We start from the raw sequence: 23,316 nt of genomic DNA, 5'->3' as shown, positions 1-23,316 counted from the left end.
CAGCAGTGGCGAAACAACGAGAAACGTCGCTCGACGCAAAAGTTGAATCGCCACCACCCTCTCTTGCGGCCTCGGCCATCAAACAGCCGGGCTATCTTTTTTTACCTGCCATAAGCAAGTTGCGACGCTTCCGGGCATCGTACCGGTTCCGGCCGGAAAGATAAATCCGGCAACTCTAAATCGAGGTCCGGATGATCCGTGTGAACCATGAACTGGAATAACGGATGCTTTGCTTCCTCCCAGCGGCGCCGCGCCGCCATGACGTCCTTGGCAAGTACCCGGTGCGGCAATCCGCCGACATGCGCCATCGGCAGGAATTGCCTTTCACCAAACACGTCTTCAAACAACATTGCTTCATATTCGCGGTCGAGCGGCGAGCGTGCGGTAATAACCATGTAGTCGACAAGCTGCTGCTCGCAATAAAGCCAAAGTGCCTTGCAAAGCATTACTTTTACGACCCGGCCAATGCCACCACCCGCTACGCCCAAGCGTGTCGCTTCGGCAAGCCGGCTATTGCTCAGCCAATCAGGCAGACGCACCGACTGTTCCAGCGCCAGCGGCGCATATTCATTAGTTTGAATACGCATTGTGCCAATAGGCGCGCCGTCGAGTTTCGACTCCGCCAGAAGGACTGCCACGCCGGCTTCACGATCACAATCCTCAATACCGAGTTTCTCCGCGAAAGACGGCAAATGCCGTGCGTACGCGAGGCGCCGGATATCGATGACTTTATCGAGATCGGCGGTTTCGCGAACTATACGTATGGTGAACGGCATGGATTCACGTTTCCTGAGGGTATGCACTGCGCGTTCCAGCGTTTCCACGCTTTTACCCTCGTCAATCCGATCACCGCTTAAAACACTGCTTTGGCCTGCATCGAGCTGTTCCATTTTGTTACCCCATTTTTGGCGAGAAGGAGATGCCGCGATGCGTTCGACTTGATGCAAACGACACGCGCGGCAATTTAAGTCTCGCCTAAAGGCAATTGATGGGGTGTTCGATGGAGAATAAAACTTGAAAGATACTTAAAAAAACGACGGTTCTAACGCTTTTCCGAATTTACCCGGAGATTCGACTCGCCCGATTTCGTATCATGAAAAACCGTATGGAGAACAGGCGACGCGCCGAATTATTATTGATTCACCAAGGCCCGAGAGCAACGAATATGCACCGGTAACGTGCCTCTTTTATAGTTATAACGAGCCGACGGATTTATATATCAACCAGCAATTTGCGCTTCCAGTTACTAAATTACCGATTTTGAATTGGTTGGATACCCTTCGCGTGTAGTTATTGCGATTGCTTTATCGGGCTTGGGAAAAGATCTGACGGACGGCCATGCGCCCGTCAGCGGTGAACCATGTTGCGTGCTCAGTCTTCGTCGTCGAGCCAGGGAATATCTACATCGGTGATGAACGCGACCATCGCGAGCGGACGACCTTCCTGACGGCCGATCTTGCCGTCGGCGCGTTGCCATTCGCACCGGAATACGGTTGCGGGGGTGTCGGCCATCAGCGTGACCGTACGCAGTTCGTCAGGGTCCGCATCTTCCACCGGACCATCGAGCGATACAAGAAGTTGCTGCGGCCACATGCCATCGACCGGGTCGTAGATCTTGTCGCCGTCGTGGATCACGACAAACGCTTCCACGCCAATGGTCGCCGATGCTTCCACGATCATCTTGCCGAGCGCGCGCAGCACCGCGGTTGCGCGGCCGGAGTTGGCCTGACGAATCGCGAGATCGCCACGGGTCAGCGCCTGCTCCAGCTTCGGATTGGTTTTCTGTTGGGCCATTGGGTTGCCTCCGTAACTTGATTACCGTTCGACGGGTACGGCCCGCCGAGAGTTGCAAGGCGCGATCGTACCATTCCCGTCCCAAATTTACCGCCTGGCGGGCCTCGCAGGACAATTCTTTCCTGCTGCAACGCCTTGCCTGTCAACCCGCAGCGAGAGCGCGCGCAAGAAACTCGCCGCCCGCCTTGAGCGCAGTCACGTTGCCGGGCTCGAAGGTCCAATGGCCGGCTGCATCGACGATGGAAAGCTGTGCGCCCGGCCATGCATCCGCGAGTGCGAGCGCCTGATCAGCCGGGCAAACCATGTCGAAGCGGCCATGCACAAGCACGCAAGGCAAATGCGCGACCCTGCCGATGCGAGGCAAAAGCGGCTCGGGGGGTAACTCGTGCGCCATGTAGTGATGCTCGAGCAGCGACATGGAGATGGCCGCGGCATTGGATTCGCGGGTCTCCTCGGGCGTTGCGGCGGGCTTCGCGGAATCGGTTTCCTTGGCTTCGGCTTTCGCGTCGCCCTTGTTCTGCGTTGGCTTGTTCACCACTGACAACGTCGCTTCAAACCCCGCCCAGGCACGCGCGAGCTTGATGCCGGCATCATCGAAACGGGCGAGCGGCGTTCCGGTAAGCGACAAGATTTCCGCCGCGTTCAATGGACGCTCGCCGCTCGCGGTTTCGATTGCATCAAGGAACTTGCGATGTGCATCGGGAAACACACGCTGCACGTCCCACAGGAACCAGTCGATGTCCTGCTTGCGCGCCAAAAAAATCCCGCGCAGCAAAAAGCCCAGGCAGCGCTCGGGATGCGTCACGCCGTAACTCAGCGCGAGCGTCGTGCCCCACGAGCCGCCAAAAAGCGCCCATTTTTCGATGCCAAGCAACTCGCGCAGCTTTTCCATATCACCGACGAGTTCCTTCGTGCCGTTATGTTCCAGCTTGCCGAAGGGCGTGGATTTGCCGCAGCCGCGCTGATCGAAGAAGACCATCCGCCACTTCGATGCATCCAGCACATCGCCCCATTTGAGGTTCATCGCCCCGCCCGGGCCGCCATGCACGATCAGCATGACGGGCGCGTCCTTCGGGCCTTGCGCGCGCCAGTAGATCGAGTGGCCATCGCCGACATCGAGCATGCCTTCGTCGAAAACCGGAACCTGCCCGGCCGATGAATCTTCCGGAACCCGGGTCGTAACTTCGTTGCCTGCATCGTCCGTCATTGGAACTCCGTTGAAGAGATCACGCGTCTCTCTGTATCTGATTAAGCGCCCGGCGGGATTTTGGATTCGGGACACGAACCGCCGCACAAGCTATCCTTCGGGTTTCGTACGCGGGTTGATTCACCTTCGCCGATACAACCAAGGTCGCGGCCCCCGTGACGTCCATTCGCCTTATCGCCATTTGCGGCGCTTGAGCCACGTTTTTACCATCGCCTGATACTTAATGCATCGAACCTACGTCAAGTGGCTATTCGCGACCTACCTGCTTGGCAGCGGCACGGTGTGGTCCATACTGATTCTGCCTTTGTTTCCGTTCGTCGGCCGCAAGGGCCGTTACTGGCTTGCCAAGCAATGGTGCCGCGCAATGGTCAAGATGATGCGCGTGATCACCGGCGTGTCGTGTTCGGTGGAAGGACTCGAAAACCTGCCGGACGAGCCGTTCATCATGCTGTGCCGGCACGAATCGACGTGGGAAACGCTCGCGTTCATGGCGCTGTTTCCGCGGCGCATCAGCTTTGTGTTCAAGAGCGATCTCAAGCGTATCCCGTTCTTCGGCTGGGTGTTGAAGGGCCTCGACATGGTGAGCCTCGATCGCGGTTCGCCGCGTCAGGCGCATCAGGCGGTCACGCGCGAATGCGCGGAGAAACTTGCGCTGGGCGATGTCGTGGTGATCTTTCCGGAAGGCACGCGGGTCGCTCATGATGCGCCGTTGAAGCTGGCATCGGGCGGGGTGCGTCTTGCCTGTTCCACGCAAGTGCCCGCCGTCCCGGTCGTGCATAACGCAGGGAAATACTGGCCCGCCAAAGGCTGGCCGGATCAGCCCGGGCATATTCGCGTGATCGTGATGCCGGCGCTCCCTGCTGACTGTGTCGTGCCGCAAGAGTTGAACCGGCTCGCACAGGAGCGCATGGAGAAGGAGATGACGCGGCTTGCGTGAGTCCTGCTTACTTTAGAACGGCTGGCGGCGCTTCGCAGCACAAAGCCGGTCCACCGCCGACAACAGCGCTTCCATCTCGACAGGCTTTTGCAGATACCCGTCGTAATGAACGAAAGCCGGCGGATGCGGATGACCCGAGATCATCAGAAACGGGATATGCGCCATTGCCGAGTTCGTCTTCATGGTCTGGCAAAGCAACGCACCGCCGAGCCCAGGCATCTTCCAGTCCGATACCACAATGTCAACGAGGTTCTCGCCGAGCAACGCAAGCGCGCTGTTGCCGTCGAACGCGGACAGCACCTTGCACTCCTCTGACTGCATGCACAGGGTCCACGCTTCGATGGTCTCGGGATCGTCGTCGACGAGCAATACGGTTTTCATCGTGCTGGCGGCTTTGGTGGGCGTCTTGGTTAATAAGGCTTGCGGGATGAGACAGCACGAAGCGGAATTTGGTTGCACGCGCATATCTTGCCCATGATTACAGTACGGCTGTTGCGGGCTGCGTCACTTCGTTTTCCGGCGTCTACCGTTCATCCTCCGAGCCACTTATATAGCTTTTATCGCACGTATGCTAATGGGGTTTTGCCGACGCCGCTTGCGCGGTAACAAGTGCCTGCGGCGAGGCTTTGGACAAGCTATTTCATACCGATACGCACCACCTCCCGATCGCGTCCAGCTTCACGAATTGCATCGATAAGACCATCGGTCGCAGGCGACCTGGTCCGGTCATGCCGCAGGATCAAACCGATGGGTTCATCCGCACTGGCAAACGGCATGGGCAAACGCGCGAGCAACTTCAACCCGATGTCATGCTCGACCACGCTTGCCGGCACGAACCACACCGCGTCGTTGTGCAATGCAAGAGCGCGCCCAAGCGACACCGACAACGTCTCAATCAGGGAGCTTAGTGACTGCGCGCCGAAGGCCGTCAGCACGCTCTCGGCCGACTGGCGGATCAGTGTGCCAAAGGGCGGGACGACCACAGGAAAACGTGCAAGCAACGTCGCGGTGACATTGTTCTCGTGCACAAGCGGATGATCGTGGCGAACCACCACACTCAGCGGTTCGCGATACAACTGCTCGAAGGTCATCCCGAGCATGCCTTCGGGTTCCGAAAGCCTTCCGACAACAAGATCGGCATCGGCCGATTTGAGGCGTTCGAGCAGCTGCGAGTTCGACCCCGTCCAAACTTTCACAGATACGCCAGGCCATTGCGCCCGAAACGCCTCCAATACGGGCGGCAACAAAGCGGGCGCAACCGTGGGCAGAACGCCCAGCGAAACCGTCCCCGGATATTCGACGCCGTGCCGCGATAGTTCATCCACGCCCTCACGCAACGCGCCCACGCAAGCCGCTGCATGCGGCGCGAACAGCCGCCCTTCGCGCGTGGGTTCGGCGCCGCGCCGGCCGCGCTCGAACAAACGCACGCCGAGGATGGACTCGAGCTCCGCAATCGTCTTCGATACCGCCGGCTGCGTGATCGACAGGCTGTCCGCCGCGCGCTGAACGCTGCCGAATTGCGTCACGGCGAGAAAGCACTGCAGGTGCCGGAACTTGATCCGGCCGCTGGTCAGCCCGCTCGTCAAGCCGCCGGGTTGCGCCGCCGGCGCAGCGACGGGAGAGGATTCGTTATCCATGACGATAGGTTATGTCTGAATGCATAAAACGTCATTTTCCATAACTTCATCGCTTCGATAAAGTGTTGATTCACATTTTAAAAGTCGGAGACAAGAAAATGGATTCCCCCTCCTCGATCCTGACGCCGCGCGACTGGGATTCGCACCCGCCTTACTCTTATCCGGGCTACAAGTCGTCGGTATTACGCAGCCCTTCACTGCCCCTGATTCCCCTCAAAGAGAAGCTGAAGGACCGCCGCGTACCTGTCTATGGCACGGAAGACCTCGGCAAGCTCGATAACAACCTGACCCGCAACGCCGTGAAAAATGGCGCGCCGCTGGGCGAACGCATCATCGTGACGGGACGGGTTACGGACGAAAGCGGGCGGCCCGTGCGCAACACGCTGGTCGAAATCTGGCAGGCAAACGCAGCCGGACGGTACGTTCACAAGGCGGATCAGCACGATGCACCGCTCGATCCGAATTTCCTTGGCGCCGGGCGCTGCATCACGGACAGCGACGGGCGGTATCGATTCCTGACGATCAAACCCGGCGCGTACCCGTGGGGCAACCATTCGAACGCCTGGCGCCCGAACCATATTCATTTTTCGCTCTTCGGCGAGTACTTCGGCTCACGCCTCGTCACGCAAATGTACTTTCCGGGCGATCCGCTGCTCGAACTCGATCCCATCTTCCAGGGCACGCCGGAACAGGCGCGCAACCGGCTGATCTCGCGGTTTTCTATCGATACGACCGAGGAAGCGTATGCGCTCGGTTATGAATTCGACATCGTGCTGCGCGGCCCGAACCAGACCCCGACGGAGGCTTGAACATGACGATCCATAAGCAAACGCCCTCGCAAACGGTCGGACCGTACTTCGCTTACGGCCTGTGTCCCGAGCAGTACAACTTCGATCTGAAGAGCTTGTTCACGCCATCGATCGCGGACCGGGAATCGATGGGACAGCACATCAGCATCGTCGGGCAGGTTTTCGACGGCGACGAAAAAGTCATCGGCGACGCGGTGATCGAGATGGTTCAGGCCGACTCGACCGGCCGTTACGTGACCTCCGTGGCCGAGGCGCGCGAGTCGGGGTTTCGCGGCTTCGCACGGGTCGGCACGGGCACCGACCCGGAGCTTCGCTACGTGCTCGATACGGTCAAGCCGGGCAGCACAGGAGGCGATTCGGCACCGCATATCGATGTGATCGTGTTGATGCGCGGCATGCTGCTGCACGCGTACACGCGTCTCTATTTCGACGATGAACCCGAAGCCAACGCACGCGACGACGTGCTCGCGCTGGTTCCCGCAGAACGGCGCGCCACGCTGATTGCGAAGCGCGAGTCGGGGACCTCGAATTCTATTTATCGGTTTGATATTCATCTGCAAGGTCCGAAGGAAACCGTCTTCTTCGACCTTTGAGCAGTTATTCAAGCGTCCGGCATCGATGGTTTATGATGTCGGACGCTCGAACCCGCCTGCATTCCTCCATGAAAGACGATCAATCTCCCAGCCCGCTATACCTCAAGCTTTTCTCCGAAACCGCCCAGATCGAATGGTCCGAGTTGCAGCGTTTTTTTGCGCGCGGCGTGTTGCTGAAAGTAGCGCGCGATATCGATCTGGTTAGCGTGGCGGAAGCCGTCGCCAGCGACGATACGAAACAGGTCACCGAGTGGTTGTCATCAGGATTGCTGGAACGTACGACGGCCGAAACCGCCGCCGATCTTGCCGAGCGTAATCCCGAGTTGTGGGCGGTCGTGGTGTCGCCGTGGGTTTGCGTGCAGGAACGGGGTTAAGCGGTAACGCTCAGCGCGGCGTCAGTTTTCGCCATAAGGTGGTCTTGCTGATCCCTAAGGCCTGCGCGGTTTTATCGCGATCGCCGTTGAACGAATCGAGCATCGCGCGAATCTCGTCCGCCTCGACCTTGCGGCTGCGAGCCTTGAGCGACGTCTGATTCGAAGTTGTTGTTTCCTCTTCAAGTTCCGGCGCAATCGAGCGCATCAGCTTGGCCGTCAGCTTCGGCGGCTTTGAAACCGAATCTTCCAGTTCCGCCGAAATCCGTTCGATCACGTTCTGCAACTCGCGTACGTTGCCGGGCCATGAGTAACTCGTGAGCATATGCAGGACCGGCTCGAGAACCTTGAGCGCGGCGTCGAATGAAGTTGCACGTCCCGTGCGCCACAACAATTGCGCCGCGAGCGTTGCCATGTCAGCCGTCCGCTCGCGCAATGGCGGCAGCATCAGATTCAAGATATTCAGTCGATAAAACAGATCCGCGCGAAACTCCCCCGCCTTTACGCGCTCACTCAGCGCGCGATGCGTTGCCGCAACGATCCGCACATCGACTTGCAAGGGTTCAGTGGAGCCTAGCCGTACGACTTCGCGCTCCTGAAGCACGCGCAGCAAACGGCTTTGCAATGGCAAGGGCATCTCGCCGATTTCATCTAGAAAAAGCGTGCCGCGATGCGCCGACTCGATCAATCCCGCCTTGCCGCCACGCCGCGCGCCCGTGAACGCGCCCTCCTCGTAGCCGAACAATTCACTCTCCAGCAGCGTCTCCGGAAACGCGCCGCAATTCAACGCAACGAACGCAAACTCTCGCCGCGCGCTTTCGCCGTGAATGCCTTGCGCGACCAGTTCCTTGCCCGTGCCGCTTTCGCCACGAATCAGCACGGTGGCGTCCGAGCGTGCAAAACGGCGCGCTCGCTGACGGACCTGCTCGATTGCCTGGCTGCTGCCGGTGAGGTCCTCGATCTTGTATCGCGCCACGAGTGGCGAGCGTTGCCGCGCCCGAACCGAGCGGTCCATGCGTTGCAAAGCCACCGACTCCTGAAACGTGACGATAGAACCCGAAGCCGCCGATGCATCGCCCCAGGCACTTCGATGCACCAGGTAACTCGCCCCGCGCACCGTCTCGAGCGACTCGCCCGGCTCGGTCGGCACTGCACTCGCAACCTCGGGCGCAAGATCGCGCAAGCGCTTGCCCACCACTTGCGACGGCGCGAGGCGCAGCATTTCGGCCATCTTGCCGCTGAGCGCTTCGATACGGCCATCGGCGGTAAGCGCGATCACGCCGTCGCGCAGATGTTGCAGAACCTGATCGAGCCGGCGACGGCGCTGCGTCTCCCCAAGCGTTGCGCGCGCCACTTCGAGCGCAGTTTCGAATGCGCCGTGAACGGACGCACTCGAGTACAGGAACACCGACTTCATGCCGGCCTTTTCCGCAAGTTCCGTCACAAGTCCCGGCCCGACAACGGCGCGCACGCCGCGATCGCGCAGATCCAATACGCACGATTCCGCGTCCTCCACCGACAGATACGAAGCGGTTTCGATAGCCGCGCCAAACGCCCGGAAAAAGCGCGTAACTTCCGCCGGCGTCTCGCCGTGCATCACGAGACCGACCTGTTCGCCCTCACGACGCGCACGCGCCAACGCGTGCATGACGTCAAAGCCGGTCGGATTCACGAGCACGACCGGCACGCCGATCCGCGCCTTCAGATACGCCCCGTTCGATCCGGCAGCGACGACCACGTCCGGCCGGGCATCGCCGGCGTTCTCAATCTCCTGCACGGCGTCCTCGTAGCCGAGCGTCACGATGCGCAGATCAGCGATTCCGTCGTACTCCGCGGCCATGTCGCGATACAGATCCCGCAATTTGCTTATCCCGACAGCCCAGATGCGTGGAGGAAGATTCATGGTGAGGGATTCGAATGAGATACCCAAGTCTAATTCAATTTTGAAACTTGGTATTTCATTTATGAAATTTTCGAGCATCGATAAAAAAGACTAATCTGTTCTCAATCAAGAACTTGCATCACTGGCAAACAACTTGCCCTATAAGCATCAAACAACGGAGACCCGAATGAGCTCATCAGCAACACTCAGCGCCGGCGCGAAGTTCCGCGCGGCGGTCGCGGCCGAACGGCCCCTGCAACTCGTCGGCGCAATCAACGCCAATCACGCGCTGCTCGCCCAGCACGCCGGTTTCAAGGCGATCTACTTGTCCGGCGGCGGTGTATCGGCGGGATCGTTGGGCTTGCCCGATCTCGGCATCTCGACACTCGACGACGTCCTCACCGATGTGCGCCGCATCACCGATGTCTGCGACTTGCCGCTAATGGTCGATGTCGATACCGGCTTCGGCCCAAGCGCGTTCAATATTGCGCGCACGGTCAAGTCGTTGATCAAGGCTGGCGCCGGCGCGATGCATATCGAGGATCAGGTGGGCGCGAAACGCTGCGGTCATCGGCCGGGCAAGGCGATCGTCTCGCAGCAGGAAATGGCGGATCGCGTGAGGGCTGCGGTCGATGCCCGCACCGACGCGAACTTCGTCATCATGGCTCGCACCGACGCATTGGCCGTGGAAGGTCTGGACGCGGCGATCGACCGGGCGCGTGCGTGCGTGGAGGCTGGCGCGGACATGATTTTCCCGGAAGCGATGACCGATCTCAAGATGTACAAACAATTCGTCGATGCCGTGAAGGTCCCTGTCCTTGCGAACATCACCGAGTTCGGATCGACGCCGCTGTTCACGGTCGAAGAGCTGCGCAGCGTGGATGTTTCGATCGTGCTGTACCCGCTCTCCGCATTTCGCGCGATGAACAAGGCCGCGGAAAATGTGTATCGCGCGATTCGCACCGATGGCACTCAAGCCAACGTTCTCGACAGCATGCAGACGCGCGAGGAGCTGTACAAGAGCATTGGTTACCACGACTTCGAGCAGAAGCTCGATGCGCTTTTCAAGCAGACAAAGTAACGCGTTACCCTCGCGTTGGTCCAACAAGGAGACTGAGACAAATGAGCGATACCTTGACGAAAGAAGCACCCGCTGCGGGCGGGTTCAAACCCAAGAAATCTGTCGCGCTGTCCGGCGTGACGGCGGGTAACACTGCGCTGTGTACCGTCGGCAAGACGGGCAACGATCTGCATTATCGTGGCTATGACATTCTCGATATTGCCGGGACGTCCGAGTTCGAGGAGATTGCGTACCTGCTCGTGCACGGCAAGCTGCCCAATGCGGCTGAATTGAAATCGTATAAAACGAAGCTCAAGGCTCTGCGCGGCTTGCCCGCCAACCTGAAAGCGGCGCTCGAATGGATTCCCGCATCCGCCCATCCAATGGACGTCATGCGTACCGGCGTCTCCGTGCTCGGCACCTTGTTGCCCGAGAAGGACGATCACAACATCGCGGGCGCGAAGGACATCGCCGACCGTTTGATGGCATCGCTTGGATCGATTCTGCTGTACTGGTACCACTATTCGCATAACGGCCGGCGCATCGAAACCGAAACCGACGATGATTCCATCGGTGGGCATTTCCTGCATTTGCTGCATGGTGTGGAGCCGTCGAAGTCGTGGGTCGATGCGATGCATGCATCGTTGATTCTTTACGCCGAGCATGAGTTCAACGCATCGACGTTCACGTGTCGCGTGATTGCCGGCACGGGATCGGACATGTATTCGGCGATCACCGGTGGCATCGGCGCGTTGCGTGGTCCGAAGCATGGCGGCGCGAATGAAGTCGCGTTCGAGATCCAAAGCCGCTATCAAACGCCCGACGAAGCGGAAGCCGATATCCGCCGTCGCGTGGAAGCGAAGGAAGTCGTGATCGGCTTCGGTCATCCGGTGTACACGATCTCCGATCCGCGCAACAAGGTGATCAAGGACATCGCGAAGAAGCTGTCGAAGGAAGCAGGCGACACGAAAATGTTCGACATCGCAGAGCGCCTCGAAACAACCATGTGGGACGCGAAGAAGATGTTCCCGAACCTGGACTGGTTCAGCGCCGTTTCGTATCACGCGATGGGCGTGCCAACCGCCATGTTCACGCCGCTGTTCGTGATCTCGCGCACGTCGGGCTGGAGCGCGCACATCATCGAACAACGCATCGATAACAAGATCATTCGGCCGAGCGCAAATTACACCGGACCCGAAAATCTGAAGTTTGAGTCATTGAACAAACGCAAGTAATTACGGAGACATCCTAAGTATATGAGCCACATTTCAAACGTCCGGCCCGAGCCGGATCGCGTACTGGTCGACATAGTCGACTACGTTCTCAACTATCAGATCGACAGCGAACTCGCGCTCGATACCGCGCGCAATTGCCTGATCGATACCCTCGGTTGCGGACTCGAAGCCCTTACCTATCCCGCTTGCACCAAGCTGATGGGACCCATCGTGCCGGGCACGATCGTCCCCAACGGCGCCAAGGTTCCCGGTACGTCGTTCCAGCTCGACCCGGTTCAGGCCGCGTTCAACATCGGCGCGATGATCCGTTGGCTCGACTTCAACGACACGTGGCTCGCCGCTGAATGGGGTCATCCGTCGGACAATCTCGGCGGGATTCTGGCAACCGCCGACTGGTTGTCGCGCAACGCCGTCGCCACCGGCAAAAAACCGCTGACGATGAAAGACGTCCTGATCGGCATGATCAAGGCGCACGAAATTCAAGGCTGTATCGCGCTGGAAAACTCGTTCAACAAGGTCGGGCTCGATCACGTGTTGCTGGTGAAGCTGGCATCGACGGCGGTCGTCGGGCAATTGATCGGCCTCACGCGCGATGAACTGATCAACGCTGTTTCATTGGCTTTCGTCGATGGTCATTCGCTGCGCACGTATCGCCATGCGCCGAATACGGGTTCGCGCAAATCGTGGGCCGCCGGCGATGCGACCTCGCGCGCCGTGCGTCTCGCCTTGATCGCGAAGACGGGCGAGATGGGTTATCCGTCGGTTCTGACCGCTAAAACATGGGGCTTCTACGATGTCCTCTTCAAGGGCAACGCGTTCAAGTTCCAGCGTCCGTACGGCTCGTATGTAATGGAAAACGTGCTCTTCAAGATCTCGTTCCCGGCTGAATTCCACTCGCAAACGGCGGTGGAAGCGGCGATGACCTTGAACGCAAAGCTCGCTGAAACCGGCCGACGCGTCGAAGACATCAAGAAGATCACGATCCGCACGCACGAAGCGGCGATTCGGATCATCGATAAAAAAGGTCCGCTCGATAACCCCGCCGATCGCGATCACTGCATCCAGTACATGGTCGCCGTGCCGCTGATTTACGGTCGATTGACGGCATCGGATTATGAAGATTCGATCGCGAAAGATCCGCGCATCGATACGTTGCGCGCGAAGATCGAATGCGTGGAGGACCCGCAATTCACGAAGGATTACTTCGATCCGGAAAAGCGTTCGATCGCCAATGCGCTGAGCGTCGAATTCAACGACGGCAGCACGTTCGACGAGCTGGTCGTCGAATACCCGATCGGACACAAGCGCCGCCGCGAAGACGGCATCCCTCTGTTGGTCGAGAAGTTCAGGACCAATCTCGCACGGCGTTTCCCGGCGAAACAGCAAGAGGCGATCATTGCGGCATCGCTGGATCAGGCAACGCTCGAAGCAATGCCGGTCAATGAATATGTTGATTTGTACGTGATTTGATTCGGAAGCTTGAACGAAAAGGCGGTTCCGACCAACGTTGGAACCGCCTTTTTTTAGTGACACCTTATTCCTGATTCAATGCACCCAATCATTCCAAAGCACCACCAGAATCGTCATCAACGCCGGACCAATAAACAATCCCACCAGCCCAAACGTCTCGGCCCCGCCCAAAATTCCGAATAGCACCAACAGAAACGGCAACCTTGCCGCCCCGCCAATCAGCACCGGCCGCACCGCATGCTCGGCAACAAACACGACCACAAATCCGAACACCGCAACGCAGATCGCGGCGACCGTTGCGCCTTGAGCCAGCAACCACAAGGCCGCGCCCAGAAACACGATCGGCGCGCAGAACGGCAGCATGGCTGCCACGGCGGTCAGCATCCCCAGCAGGGTCGCATGCGGCACGCCGGTCACACCATAAGCCACGCCCAGCAACGCGCCTTCTCCAAGCCCCACCACGACCAGACCCGTCACCGTGCTGCGAACCGAATCGGCCATACGCCGAGCGAGCGATGCACCTTCAGAACCAAACGCACGCCGCGATGCCTCGAGCAGTTGCTCGCCCAACCGCGACCCTGCTTTAAAAAGAAAGAACAACGTGACCAGCATGAAGCCGAACACGATCAACCCATGCGCCAGGCGCCCGCCGAAATGCCGCGTCATCGCGACTACCGTTGCGCTATGAAAATGCTTGACCGCCGGCGATGAACCCAGCGGCGTCGCAAGATTCTCCTGCCACCATGCCGCGATCTGCTTCGATCCCATTGGCAAATGGTTGACGAGATCGGGCATGGGAATGCCGCTACGTAACGATTCCTGAAACCATCGGATGAGGTCGTTGGCTTCGCTGCCCGCCTGCGCCGCGACAATGATGAACGGCACCACGAACACCAACCCGATAACCACCGTCATGCCGATAGCCAGCCACGTGCTCCGATGCCTGAACAATGGCCGTTCCTCGAGCCATGTCAACAACGGCCACAACGCAATGGCAATCACCGACGCCCATACCACGGCCGGAATGAAGTCGCGGATCATCCAGATGGCGACGGCCACCAGTACCGCATACAGCAACCCCGAGGCGGTCCGTTGCAACCGCTGTGTGCGATCCTTTTCGTCGTCAGAAGTGTGATCGCGTGGAATCATGAAACGTCCTCTAGTTACTCTTTAGTGGTAGCACAAAACTGCTCTCGCGAAGCTGCTTGTAATGTGTGTGAAACGCGATGCCAATGAAGCATTGTAAATCGTGAACCGATTGACCAGAATCAAGTGTTCTTTCAAGCCGCCGTGGCTCATACCCGACACGGCATCTTTTGTTCTAATTTCACACTCACGAATTTCCGTTTCCCTATAATCGGTTCCCTTGCCCCGGCATCTGTTCACGAGACTTGCAGTGAAAGCTATTCGAACCATTGTCAACGCATGTGCAACAACGGCATTGCTCGCCGGTTGCGCGTCGGGCCTGAACCGGGCGAAGGAAGAAGCGATCAACGAGAAAGTTGGCATCGTCGTTCATCCGGCACATGGCGGCGTTGAGTTGCGGCTTCAGGAATCGGCATTGTTCGATTTCGATGAAGCGTCCATGCGGCCCGAAAGCATCGCCGCACTCGACCGTGCCGCGGTGCTGCTCAAGCGAAGCACGCGACCGATCATGGTCGAAGGACACACCGACAATGTAGGACCGCTCGACTACAACCAGACGTTGTCTACAGCACGCGCGAACGCCGTGGCCGATGCCCTTGTCGCACGTGGCGTTCCCGCTGCGCGCATCAAGACTCGCGGCATTGCATTTGCTGAGCCGATCGCGTCCAACGCCACGCCCGAAGGGCGTGCGTTGAATCGGCGGGTCGAGATTCTGGTCAAGACCGAGACCGAGGAAACGCTGCTGGGACGCGTCAAAAAGAAATGAGGCAGGGCGTTATTACAATGCTTGCACTTCCATTATCAGAAGCTGAGCGCCGTCGGTGACCTGATCGCCGACGCTAAAAAGGATCTCGCCCACCGTGCCGCTCGCGGGCGCGACGATCGTGTGCTCCATCTTCATGGCTTCCATCACCAGCAACGGCGCGCCCTTCTCGACCACGGCGCCGGCTTCCACCAGTACGGCAATCACTTTGCCCGGCATCGGCGCAGTCAGGCGGCCTTCGCCATGCTCGGCATCGGCGGCATGAGCAAGCAAGTTCTGCCATTCGAACGCCAGCGATACACCCGCGTAGAACACATGAAACATATCGCCGTCTATGAAGACGCGCCCTTTGATGCGCGTATCGTCGATCAGCACCACGAATGAATGTGGTTCATCGCCATGAGACCAGTCGAACTTGAGCGTTTCGCCAAGCAGTTCAAGCTGCTTGTTGTCCGCGCGGCCCGACGTCGAGTCGCGTGTGAAGACGGCAAGGATCTCGTCGTCACTTCCCGCGAGACGCCAGTTCAGCGCCTGCGTGTAGCCACCGCTCATGCGCCAGTGCGATAGCGCGTCCCACGGCGACGCGCCATGCGCTTCCCCACCTTCACGCGCAAGCAACGCGGCGCAAGCCAGCGCGAGCGCGTGCGCCCGCGATACGGTCGATGGCGCAAACAGCGCGTCGTGATGACGTTCGATCAGGCCAGTATCCAGGTCAGCGGAAGCAAACGGTACGCTGACGACAATCCGATGCAGGAATTCGATATTCGTCGAAGGACCCACGACCTCGCATTGTTTCAACGCCAGCGCCATGCGCAATAACGCATCGTCACGATCGCGGCCGTGCACGATCAGCTTGGCGATCATCGGATCATAGAACGGGGTGATGGTGTCGCCTTCGCGCACGCCGCTGTCGATGCGTACGTTGCCGTTCAATTGAAATTCCACCGCTTCGGGCAGGCGCAAATGCTTCAGCGTTCCCGTCGATGGCAAAAATCCACGCGATGGATTCTCGGCATAGATACGCGCTTCGATTGCATGGCCGTTCACCTTCAGTTGATCCTGCATCAGCGGCAACGTTTCGCCGCTCGCCACACGCAATTGCCACTCGACGAGATCTAGACCAGTCACCATTTCGGTCACCGGATGTTCGACCTGAAGCCGCGTGTTCATCTCCATGAAGTAGAACTGGCCGTCGCCGGTCATGATGAACTCGACCGTGCCCGCGCCGACGTAATTCACCGCTCGCGCGGCGGCGACGGCGGCTTCGCCCATCGCCTTGCGTACTTCATCCGAAAGGCCGGGCGCGGGCGCTTCTTCCAACACCTTCTGATGACGACGCTGCACGGAGCAATCGCGATCGAAGAGATATACGGCGTTGCCGTGTTGGTCCGCAAAAACCTGCACTTCTACGTGCCGTGGCCGTTGCAAGTACTTTTCGATCAACACACGATCATTGCCGAAACTGCTCGATGCCTCGCGCTTGCAGGACAAAAGTGCCGACGCAAAGTCCGCGCTTTTCTCGACCACGCGCATGCCCTTGCCGCCACCGCCCGCGCTTGCCTTGAGCAACACGGGATAGCCGATGCCATCGGCTTCCTTCTGCAATAGCGCAGCGTCCTGGCTGTCGCCGTGATAACCCGGCACCAGTGGTACGGACGCCGATTGCATCAGCGCCTTGGCCGCGGCCTTCGATCCCATCGCGGAAATCGCTTCTACCGGCGGTCCGATGAACACGAGCCCCGCCTTCTCGCAAGCCTGCGCAAACGCTTCGTTTTCCGATAAAAACCCATACCCCGGATGCACGGCCTGGGCGCCGGTTTTCAGCGCAGCACTGATGATCTTGTCGATCTGCAGATAACTTTCGGACGCCGCCGCGCCGCCCACGTGGACGGCTTCATCGCAGACGGCAACGTGTTTGGATTGTGCATCGGCATCGGAATAGACGGCTACGCTGCCTACGCCTAATCGCTTGCAGGTTGCAGCAACGCGACACGCAATCTCGCCGCGATTCGCAATCAGTATTTTGTTGAACATGACGAAGCCTGGGAGAAAATATTCGCGTTGCATTGGGCAGCAATAAGTGCCGCCGTCACATCCGGAACACGCCAAAACGCGTGTCTTCAATCGGCGCGTTCATCGATGCCGCCAGGCCGAGCCCGAGCACATCGCGGGTCTGCGCAGGATCGATCACGCCGTCGTCCCACAGACGCGCACTTGCGTAATAAGGATGCCCCTGCACCTCGTACTGCTCGCGGATCGGCGATTTGAACGCCTCCTCTTCTTCCTTCGACCAGGAACCGCCTTTCCCTTCGATACCATCGCGACGTACTGTCGCCAGTACCGAAGCGGCCTGCTCGCCGCCCATCACCGAAATGCGCGCATTCGGCCACATCCACAGGAAGCGCGGCGAATACGCGCGGCCGCACATGCCATAGTTTCCCGCACCAAACGACCCGCCGATGATCACCGTGAACTTCGGCACCTTCGCCGTCGCCACAGCCGTCACCATCTTCGCGCCGTTACGGGCAATGCCCTCGTTTTCGTACTTGCGCCCGACCATGAAACCCGTAATGTTCTGCAGGAAAACCAGGGGAATTTTTCGCTGGCAACACAGCTCGATAAAATGCGCGCCCTTTAACGCCGACTCTGAAAACAGGATGCCGTTGTTCGCAATGATGCCAACCGGCTGCCCCCAGATATGCGCGAAGCCGCAAACGAGCGTCGTGCCGTAACGCGCCTTGAATTCGTCGAATGCGGAGTCGTCGACAATGCGCGCGATCACTTCGCGGATATCGAAAGGCTTGCGGGTGTCAGCCGGAATAACACCGTAGAGGCTGTGCGGATCATGACGCGGCGGCAGCGGTTCCCTGAGCGCCAAAGGCGCTGGCTTGACGCGATTCAAATTCCCGACAATGCTGCGCGCGATCCCCAACGCATGTGCATCGTTCTGTGCAAGATGATCGACCACGCCCGAGAGCCGCGTATGCACATCGCCGCCGCCTAAATCTTCGGCGCTGACTTCTTCGCCCGTCGCGGCTTTCACGAGCGGCGGACCGCCCAGAAAAATCGTGCCCTGGTTCTTGACGATGATCGATTCATCGCTCATTGCCGGAACGTAAGCGCCGCCGGCCGTGCACGAACCCATCACCACGGCGATCTGCGAAATGCCCTTCGCCGACATGTTCGCCTGGTTGTAGAAGATGCGCCCGAAGTGATCGCGATCGGGGAACACATCGTCCTGGTTCGGCAGGTTTGCGCCGCCCGAATCCACCAGATACACGCACGGCAGATGATTCTCTTCCGCGATTTCCTGCGCGCGAAGATGCTTCTTGACCGTCACCGGATAATACGTGCCGCCCTTCACGGTGGCGTCGTTGCAGACGATCACGCATTCCTGCCCAGCGATTCTGCCTATGCCTGTGATTACGCCCGCGCCGGGCGCGTCGTCGTTGTACATACCGTACGCCGCGAGTTGCGAGAACTCCAGAAACGGCGTGCCTGGATCGAGCAATTGCGCGATGCGATCGCGCGGCAGGAGTTTGCCGCGTGACAGGTGTTTATCGCGCGCGGCCTGGCCGCCGCCCAACGCTATCTTCGCGACCTTCTCTTTCAGATCCGCGACCAGCACTTCAAGCGCCGCCGCGTTCGCGCGGAATTCGTCGCTGCGAGGATTCAGTTTCGATTCGATGATCGGCATAAGTGTCTGCGCTCTCAGGCCGTTTCGGCGAACAGTTCACGCCCGATCAACATGCGGCGAATTTCGCTCGTACCCGCGCCGATTTCATACAGCTTGGCATCGCGCCACAGACGGCCGACCGGATACTCGTTGATATACCCATTGCCGCCGAGAATCTGGATCGCCTCGCCAGCCATCCACGTCGCTTTTTCCGCGGTGTAGAGGATCACACCCGCGCAATCCTTGCGCACTTGACGGCCATGGCCAGCGCCGAGCGTATCGAGTTGGCGCCCCACCGCGTACAGATATGCGCGGCATGCCTGCAACGTGGTGTAAAGATCCGCGACCTTGCCTTGAATCAACTGGAACTCGCCGATCGCCTGACCAAACTGCTTGCGGTCATGGATGTACGGCACGACCGCATCCATGCACGCGACCATGATGCCCGTAGGTCCGCCGGCCAACACCGCTCGCTCGTAGTCGAGCCCGCTCATCAACACTTTGACGCCGCCGTTCAACTGGCCGAGCACGTTTTCCTTCGGCACTTCGACGTTCTCAAACACGAGTTCGCCGGTATGCGAGCCGCGCATACCAAGCTTGTCGAGTTTCTGCGCGACGGAAAATCCCTTCATGCCCTTCTCGACGATAAACGCGGTGATCCCCTTCGCGCCCGCTTCAATGTCGGTTTTGGCATACACCACCAGCGTGTCGCAATCTGGACCGTTAGTGATCCACATCTTCGTGCCATTGAGCACGTAGTGATCGCCTTTTTCGTCGGCGCGAAGTTTCATGCTGACCACGTCCGATCCGGCGTTCGGCTCGCTCATCGCCAGTGCGCCGATCTGTTCGCCCGAAATCAGCCCCGGCAGATATTTGCGTTTCTGCGCTTCCGTGCCATTTCGATGAATCTGGTTCACGCACAAGTTGGAGTGCGCGCCATACGACAACCCCACCGACGCCGACGCCCGCGAGATCTCCTCCATGGCGACCATGTGCGCGGTGTAGCCCATATTCGCGCCACCGTATTCCTCGGAGACCGTCATGCCGAGCACCCCCAGATCGCCGAATTTCTTCCAAAGGTCCATGGGGAACTGATCGGTTTTATCGATTTCCGCGGCGCGCGGCGCAATTTCCTTCGCGGCGAAGTTGGCGAGCGAATCGCGCAACATGTCGATGTCTTCGCCCAGGGCGAAATTCAGACCGGGTACGTCGTTCATGCGGGTCTCCTCCTTCGGGTATCGGTAGGGCTTGAGTTGCGTGGTGAGTCGTACTCACACGCGTAGCTTTGCTTGATTATCGGAAGTTTCATGCGGAAAGGCGCTTCCAGTCAATAGGGATTTGAGCTACGCTCACATTTATTGAACTCACGCTCGACACCATGTCCTCAACGCCTTCAACCGGAAACCGCCGCACGCCTGCAGGTCTCAAGTCGCAGCAGCGCGTGAAGGACATTCTTCAGGCCGGGCGCGATGTGTTCGCCGAGAAAGGCTACGACGCTGCGACGAGCGCCGAGATCGCCCAGCGCGCGGGGATTTCGGAAGCCACTGTGTTCAGCTATTTCAGCGGCAAGCGGGAGCTGTGCGCACGCGTGATCGCGGATTGGTACGACGAGATCATCGATGCCTTCGAGTCCGGCCTTCCCCGTGACGGCAGCATACGCCAGCAGTTTGCGTTTATCGTGCGGACGCATTTACGGCTGATGCTGGTCAACGGGACGGGATTGTGCGCGCTGGTTTTATCGGAGGGACGCACGAAGCATCACGATCTGAGCGATGCGCTAACCGACCTGCAGCGCCGCTACACCGCGCCGTTGATGAACGTGCTGGCGCATGGGCAGAGCGTTGGGCAGGTACGTGCAGACCTGCCGTTACGCTTGATGCGATCACTGGTTTTCGGGCCGATGGAGCATGTGCTGTGGGACGCAACGCTCGCCAGGCGGCATTTGAGCCAGGCTCAGATCGATACGACGGCGGATGAGCTCATCGATGTACTTTGGACCGCGTTGCAGCCGCCCGCTGCAAGCCTGACTGCGCTCGCGCAGTTCAGACAGGACGTGGAGGAGGCGTCGCGCCGGTTCGAGGCAACGCGGCCGGCAAAGTGAAGAGCGCCGACCGGGTTGGCAGATGCCGGCGCGGCGGACCGTTAGTTGCTATTTAGGTGTTACTTGATGAACCGCCGTGCGATTCCGGCAAGCCACGGCACCGTCGTAGGCCTGAGAAGACGCGCATCGTAACCGCCCATGCGGCGTTCATTCTCAGTCAGACAAAGCTCGATCAACGCCTTCGCCGATATCCCCCCGCCCACCGAATCCCCGACGTTGGCCGGGAAGTTCATGTCCTGGGCGGCGCCACTGGTATCGAATCCTTTTGCCAGCGATATCCGGTCGCGTATCAGCGAAACCCACACGCTCGCGGTCTTCATCAGGAACCACGGCCTTTTGTACCAAGGCAGATTGCGCCGATACCAAGCAACCCAGTTTGCGAAGAACAGGATATGCCGGGCTTCTTCCTGAATCACCGGCTCGAATGTTTCGACCAGTTCTTCGGGGAAATAGCCCGTCTGTTTCGCGGCTTCGAACAATCCGAAAGCAAAGAAACTATCGATACATTCGCTGTAACCGGTCAGCATCCAGGCGCGCAGCGCGTCATCGGGAGCGGGATATGGCGGCTCGGGCGCAAGCTCGATGCCGTATGCCTGCACGAGCCTCGACAGGACGATCTTGTGCCGCGCCTCCTCGCCACCGTTCATGGTGACCGCTTCGCGCAGCAACGGGTCTTTGATGGTGCTGGCATACGTCGATACACGGATCGACGCGCGCCCTTCCGTCTGGACCGCGATGTCCCATATGGGCAACGAGGTGATGCGCTTGAGCGCGGCGGCGCCAAGCATCGGCCAGTCGATGACTGCAGGTTTATAGGGGTTGTGAGTCGTGAGCAGCATTTCGCAAAACATGCGTTTGTGCTGCGGAGAACCAATCTGAATCTTGCCGGTGGACCCATACGACCAATGGCGCATTGCATGGTCGGCTTCGGCAGGCGTGAGCGTGTCGGACATGGCATAACGGAGAGTTAATCGCGTTATGCAGATTTTGGCATAACGCGCGTCATCTTGCCGTCACGAACGGCTGCGTTATGCGTCTTACACGCTACCCGTATAGCATCCTATAGCGACGACATCGCCTTAAAAATCATCACCTTGAGATCTGTTCCAGCGCCAGATCCCGCGTCTTCGGGCCCATGAAACCGATCGCCAGCATCACGACGACCATTGCTCCGGCTATAAAAACAAACACGCCCGTCGTTCCAGCCGCCTTCAAGACGCCGGCGATGAAAAACGACGTGAAAATCGCTGAAAAACGGCTCCACGAGTAGACGAATCCAACCGCGCGGGCTCGGATACTCGTCGGGAAAAGCTCGCTCTGATAAGCATGGAAACTATAGGACATGATGTTGCTGGCAAGCGTAAGACCCACGCCCATCGCGACCAGAAGAGCCGCGCCCGAAACCTGGCTGAAGACCAGTCCGCACACCACGATCATCCCGGCCATTGCCACGATCACGCTCTTGCGTTCGAATTTATCGGCGATGAACAAGCCGATGATCGGCCCGACCGGCGCGGCGATCGCAATGATCGTCGAGTACATCAGACTGGTTGTGATGGTGATGCCCTGGCGGATCAGAAGCGTCGGGACCCAGTTGGCGAAGCCATAGAAACCGACCGTCTGGAATACGTTGAAAATGATCATCATGGTCGCGCGCTTGCCGTAGGGCGCGACCCACATGTCGCTGAACGCGCCGCGCGTGCTGACAGGCTCTGGCGCGGCGGGCGTTGGCAACGGCCGGCCGTATTCCTTTTCGACCTTCGCTTCGAGTGCGGTCATGATTGCATCGGCTTCCGCCAAGCGTCCTTTTTGTGCGAGCCAGCGCGGACTTTCGGGCAACGCGCGGCGGATGAACCACACGAACAGCGCGCCATGTGCGCCGATCAGCACGACCCAACGCCAGCCATCGAAGCCGAAGGGTTTGTTCGGGACCAGCGCGTAGGAGAGAAACGCGACCACCGGCACGGCCATGAAACCGATCGCCTGTTCACACGCAAAGGCCCGTCCGCGAATGTGCTTGGGCACGAGTTCCGAAATGTACGTACCGATCGTCACGAGCTCCACGCCGATACCCAGTCCGGCCATGAAGCGCCAGAAATTCAGCCCGCCTGCGGTGTCCTGGAACGCCATGATGACGTTCGCTGCCGTGTACCAGAGCAGCGAATAAGTGAAGATCGCGCGTCGCCCGAAACGATCGGCCAGGAACCCGCACGCAATCGTGCCGATAAAAAGCCCGAGAAACAGCGACGCGATGAAACTCGCCACGCCCGTGAAGCCGAACAACCCGACGGTCGTCGATGTCAGGATGCCGCTTTTCACCAGCCCCGGCGCGACGTAGCCCGAATACAGCAGGTCGTAGAGTTCGAAGAAAAAGCCGAGGCTCAGCAATACGACGAGCGTCCACATCGAACGAGTGGCGGGCAGGCGATCGAGCCGCGCGGAAATCGTCCCCGCCGATAAAACGCCGGCTAAGGTCTGGGGGGCTTCATATTCCTGGGTGGTCATTGATTCATGTCTCCTTGGCGTGGCCGCTTTGTTTTGGCGCCGGCGCGCATTTTAACGGCCAATGTGCTCATTTGTTGCGAATGTTGAAGACCTTCGGCGTTTTGGCGTCTTATGTCTTTGTGCCAAAATT

General features: G+C 59.1%; 21 protein-coding genes. 9 read left to right on the top strand and 12 right to left on the bottom strand.

Annotated features, from left to right (window positions below; translation table 11 throughout):
* Window positions 1-101: 101 nt before the first annotated feature.
* From HB633_RS02415 to HB633_RS02405, 3 genes are all read right to left on the bottom strand, one after another.
* Window positions 102-890, bottom strand: coding sequence for a hypothetical protein (locus tag HB633_RS02415; RefSeq protein ID WP_255580702.1), 789 nt, complete (start codon window positions 888-890; stop codon window positions 102-104).
* A 481-nt stretch (window positions 891-1,371) separates the two neighbouring features.
* Complete coding sequence (locus tag HB633_RS02410) at window positions 1,372-1,794, bottom strand: hypothetical protein (protein ID WP_056365941.1); 423 nt, start codon at window positions 1,792-1,794, stop codon at window positions 1,372-1,374.
* Between the two features lie 142 nt (window positions 1,795-1,936).
* On the bottom strand, window positions 1,937-3,001 hold the full coding sequence (locus tag HB633_RS02405) for an alpha/beta fold hydrolase (protein ID WP_213776451.1): 1,065 nt from the start codon (window positions 2,999-3,001) through the stop codon (window positions 1,937-1,939).
* A 223-nt stretch (window positions 3,002-3,224) separates the two neighbouring features.
* Between HB633_RS02405 and HB633_RS02400 the strand changes: the two genes are divergently transcribed.
* A complete protein-coding gene (locus HB633_RS02400; protein WP_056365948.1) occupies window positions 3,225-3,938 on the top strand; it encodes a lysophospholipid acyltransferase family protein in 714 nt (237 codons plus the stop codon).
* Window positions 3,939-3,950: 12 nt separating this feature from the next.
* Here HB633_RS02400 and HB633_RS02395 read toward each other — a convergent pair whose 3' ends face one another.
* Together HB633_RS02395 and pcaQ are read right to left on the bottom strand one after the other, a co-directional pair.
* Complete coding sequence (locus HB633_RS02395; RefSeq protein WP_255580701.1) at window positions 3,951-4,319, bottom strand: response regulator; 369 nt, start codon at window positions 4,317-4,319, stop codon at window positions 3,951-3,953.
* 254 nt (window positions 4,320-4,573) lie between these two features.
* Window positions 4,574-5,575, bottom strand: a complete 1,002-nt coding sequence (gene pcaQ / locus HB633_RS02390; RefSeq protein WP_213776449.1) for a pca operon transcription factor PcaQ — start codon at window positions 5,573-5,575, stop codon at window positions 4,574-4,576.
* Window positions 5,576-5,673: 98 nt separating this feature from the next.
* Between pcaQ and pcaH the strand changes: the two genes are divergently transcribed.
* The 3 genes from pcaH (at window position 5,674) to HB633_RS02375 (ending at window position 7,351) form a co-directional block, all read left to right on the top strand.
* A complete protein-coding gene (gene pcaH / locus HB633_RS02385; RefSeq protein WP_213776448.1) occupies window positions 5,674-6,384 on the top strand; it encodes a protocatechuate 3,4-dioxygenase subunit beta in 711 nt (236 codons plus the stop codon).
* A gap of 2 nt (window positions 6,385-6,386) precedes the next feature.
* Window positions 6,387-6,977 (top strand): protocatechuate 3,4-dioxygenase subunit alpha, encoded by a 591-nt coding sequence (gene pcaG / locus HB633_RS02380; protein WP_213776447.1) that lies wholly within the window; start codon window positions 6,387-6,389, stop codon window positions 6,975-6,977.
* 68 nt (window positions 6,978-7,045) lie between these two features.
* A complete protein-coding gene (locus HB633_RS02375; RefSeq protein ID WP_056366185.1) occupies window positions 7,046-7,351 on the top strand; it encodes a DUF2288 domain-containing protein in 306 nt (101 codons plus the stop codon).
* 10 nt (window positions 7,352-7,361) lie between these two features.
* Here HB633_RS02375 and prpR read toward each other — a convergent pair whose 3' ends face one another.
* Window positions 7,362-9,251: a propionate catabolism operon regulatory protein PrpR gene (prpR, locus tag HB633_RS02370; protein WP_213776446.1), complete on the bottom strand. Its 1,890-nt coding sequence runs from the start codon at window positions 9,249-9,251 to the stop codon at window positions 7,362-7,364.
* A gap of 166 nt (window positions 9,252-9,417) precedes the next feature.
* Here prpR and prpB point away from each other — a divergent pair, with 166 nt between their 5' ends.
* From prpB to HB633_RS02355, 3 genes are read left to right on the top strand one after another with little or no spacing between them, the layout of a single operon-like run.
* Window positions 9,418-10,311 carry a methylisocitrate lyase gene (prpB, locus tag HB633_RS02365; protein ID WP_213776445.1) on the top strand — a complete coding sequence of 298 codons (894 nt, stop codon included), beginning with the start codon at window positions 9,418-9,420 and terminating at the stop codon, window positions 10,309-10,311.
* A 41-nt stretch (window positions 10,312-10,352) separates the two neighbouring features.
* Entirely contained in the window at window positions 10,353-11,525 is a 1,173-nt protein-coding gene (gene prpC / locus HB633_RS02360; RefSeq protein ID WP_213776444.1) for a 2-methylcitrate synthase, read from the top strand.
* A gap of 21 nt (window positions 11,526-11,546) precedes the next feature.
* Complete coding sequence (locus tag HB633_RS02355) at window positions 11,547-12,995, top strand: bifunctional 2-methylcitrate dehydratase/aconitate hydratase (protein WP_213776443.1); 1,449 nt, start codon at window positions 11,547-11,549, stop codon at window positions 12,993-12,995.
* Window positions 12,996-13,070: 75 nt separating this feature from the next.
* Here the strand turns inward: HB633_RS02355 and HB633_RS02350 are convergent, their stop codons facing one another.
* Complete coding sequence (locus HB633_RS02350; RefSeq protein WP_213776442.1) at window positions 13,071-14,144, bottom strand: AI-2E family transporter; 1,074 nt, start codon at window positions 14,142-14,144, stop codon at window positions 13,071-13,073.
* Window positions 14,145-14,391: 247 nt separating this feature from the next.
* Between HB633_RS02350 and HB633_RS02345 the strand changes: the two genes are divergently transcribed.
* The gene (locus HB633_RS02345; protein WP_346730248.1) at window positions 14,392-14,907 is read left to right on the top strand and encodes an OmpA family protein; all 516 of its coding nucleotides are present in this window, start codon (window positions 14,392-14,394) and stop codon (window positions 14,905-14,907) included.
* Window positions 14,908-14,919: 12 nt separating this feature from the next.
* On the opposite strand, the gene HB633_RS02340 is transcribed toward HB633_RS02345, so the two are convergent.
* Genes HB633_RS02340 through HB633_RS02330 form a run of 3 tightly spaced genes read right to left on the bottom strand, consistent with a single transcriptional unit; the run spans window position 14,920 to window position 19,797 of the window.
* Complete coding sequence (locus HB633_RS02340) at window positions 14,920-16,938, bottom strand: acetyl/propionyl/methylcrotonyl-CoA carboxylase subunit alpha (RefSeq protein WP_213776441.1); 2,019 nt, start codon at window positions 16,936-16,938, stop codon at window positions 14,920-14,922.
* Window positions 16,939-16,993: 55 nt separating this feature from the next.
* Window positions 16,994-18,601 carry a carboxyl transferase domain-containing protein gene (locus tag HB633_RS02335; protein WP_213776440.1) on the bottom strand — a complete coding sequence of 536 codons (1,608 nt, stop codon included), beginning with the start codon at window positions 18,599-18,601 and terminating at the stop codon, window positions 16,994-16,996.
* 14 nt (window positions 18,602-18,615) lie between these two features.
* The gene (locus tag HB633_RS02330) at window positions 18,616-19,797 is read right to left on the bottom strand and encodes an isovaleryl-CoA dehydrogenase (RefSeq protein ID WP_213776439.1); all 1,182 of its coding nucleotides are present in this window, start codon (window positions 19,795-19,797) and stop codon (window positions 18,616-18,618) included.
* A gap of 161 nt (window positions 19,798-19,958) precedes the next feature.
* Here HB633_RS02330 and HB633_RS02325 point away from each other — a divergent pair, with 161 nt between their 5' ends.
* Window positions 19,959-20,681, top strand: coding sequence for a TetR/AcrR family transcriptional regulator (locus HB633_RS02325; protein WP_213776438.1), 723 nt, complete (start codon window positions 19,959-19,961; stop codon window positions 20,679-20,681).
* A gap of 59 nt (window positions 20,682-20,740) precedes the next feature.
* Here the strand turns inward: HB633_RS02325 and HB633_RS02320 are convergent, their stop codons facing one another.
* Entirely contained in the window at window positions 20,741-21,634 is an 894-nt protein-coding gene (locus HB633_RS02320) for a ferritin-like domain-containing protein (RefSeq protein WP_213776437.1), read from the bottom strand.
* Window positions 21,635-21,770: 136 nt separating this feature from the next.
* Window positions 21,771-23,186: an MFS transporter gene (locus HB633_RS02315; protein WP_213776436.1), complete on the bottom strand. Its 1,416-nt coding sequence runs from the start codon at window positions 23,184-23,186 to the stop codon at window positions 21,771-21,773.
* Window positions 23,187-23,316: the final 130 nt, after the last annotated feature.

This window comes from Caballeronia sp. dw_276 (assembly GCF_018449635.1).
GTDB lineage: Bacteria > Pseudomonadota > Gammaproteobacteria > Burkholderiales > Burkholderiaceae > Caballeronia.
Note: the sequence above shows the minus strand (reverse complement) of the source record. Positions and strands in the feature narration are given on the sequence as shown.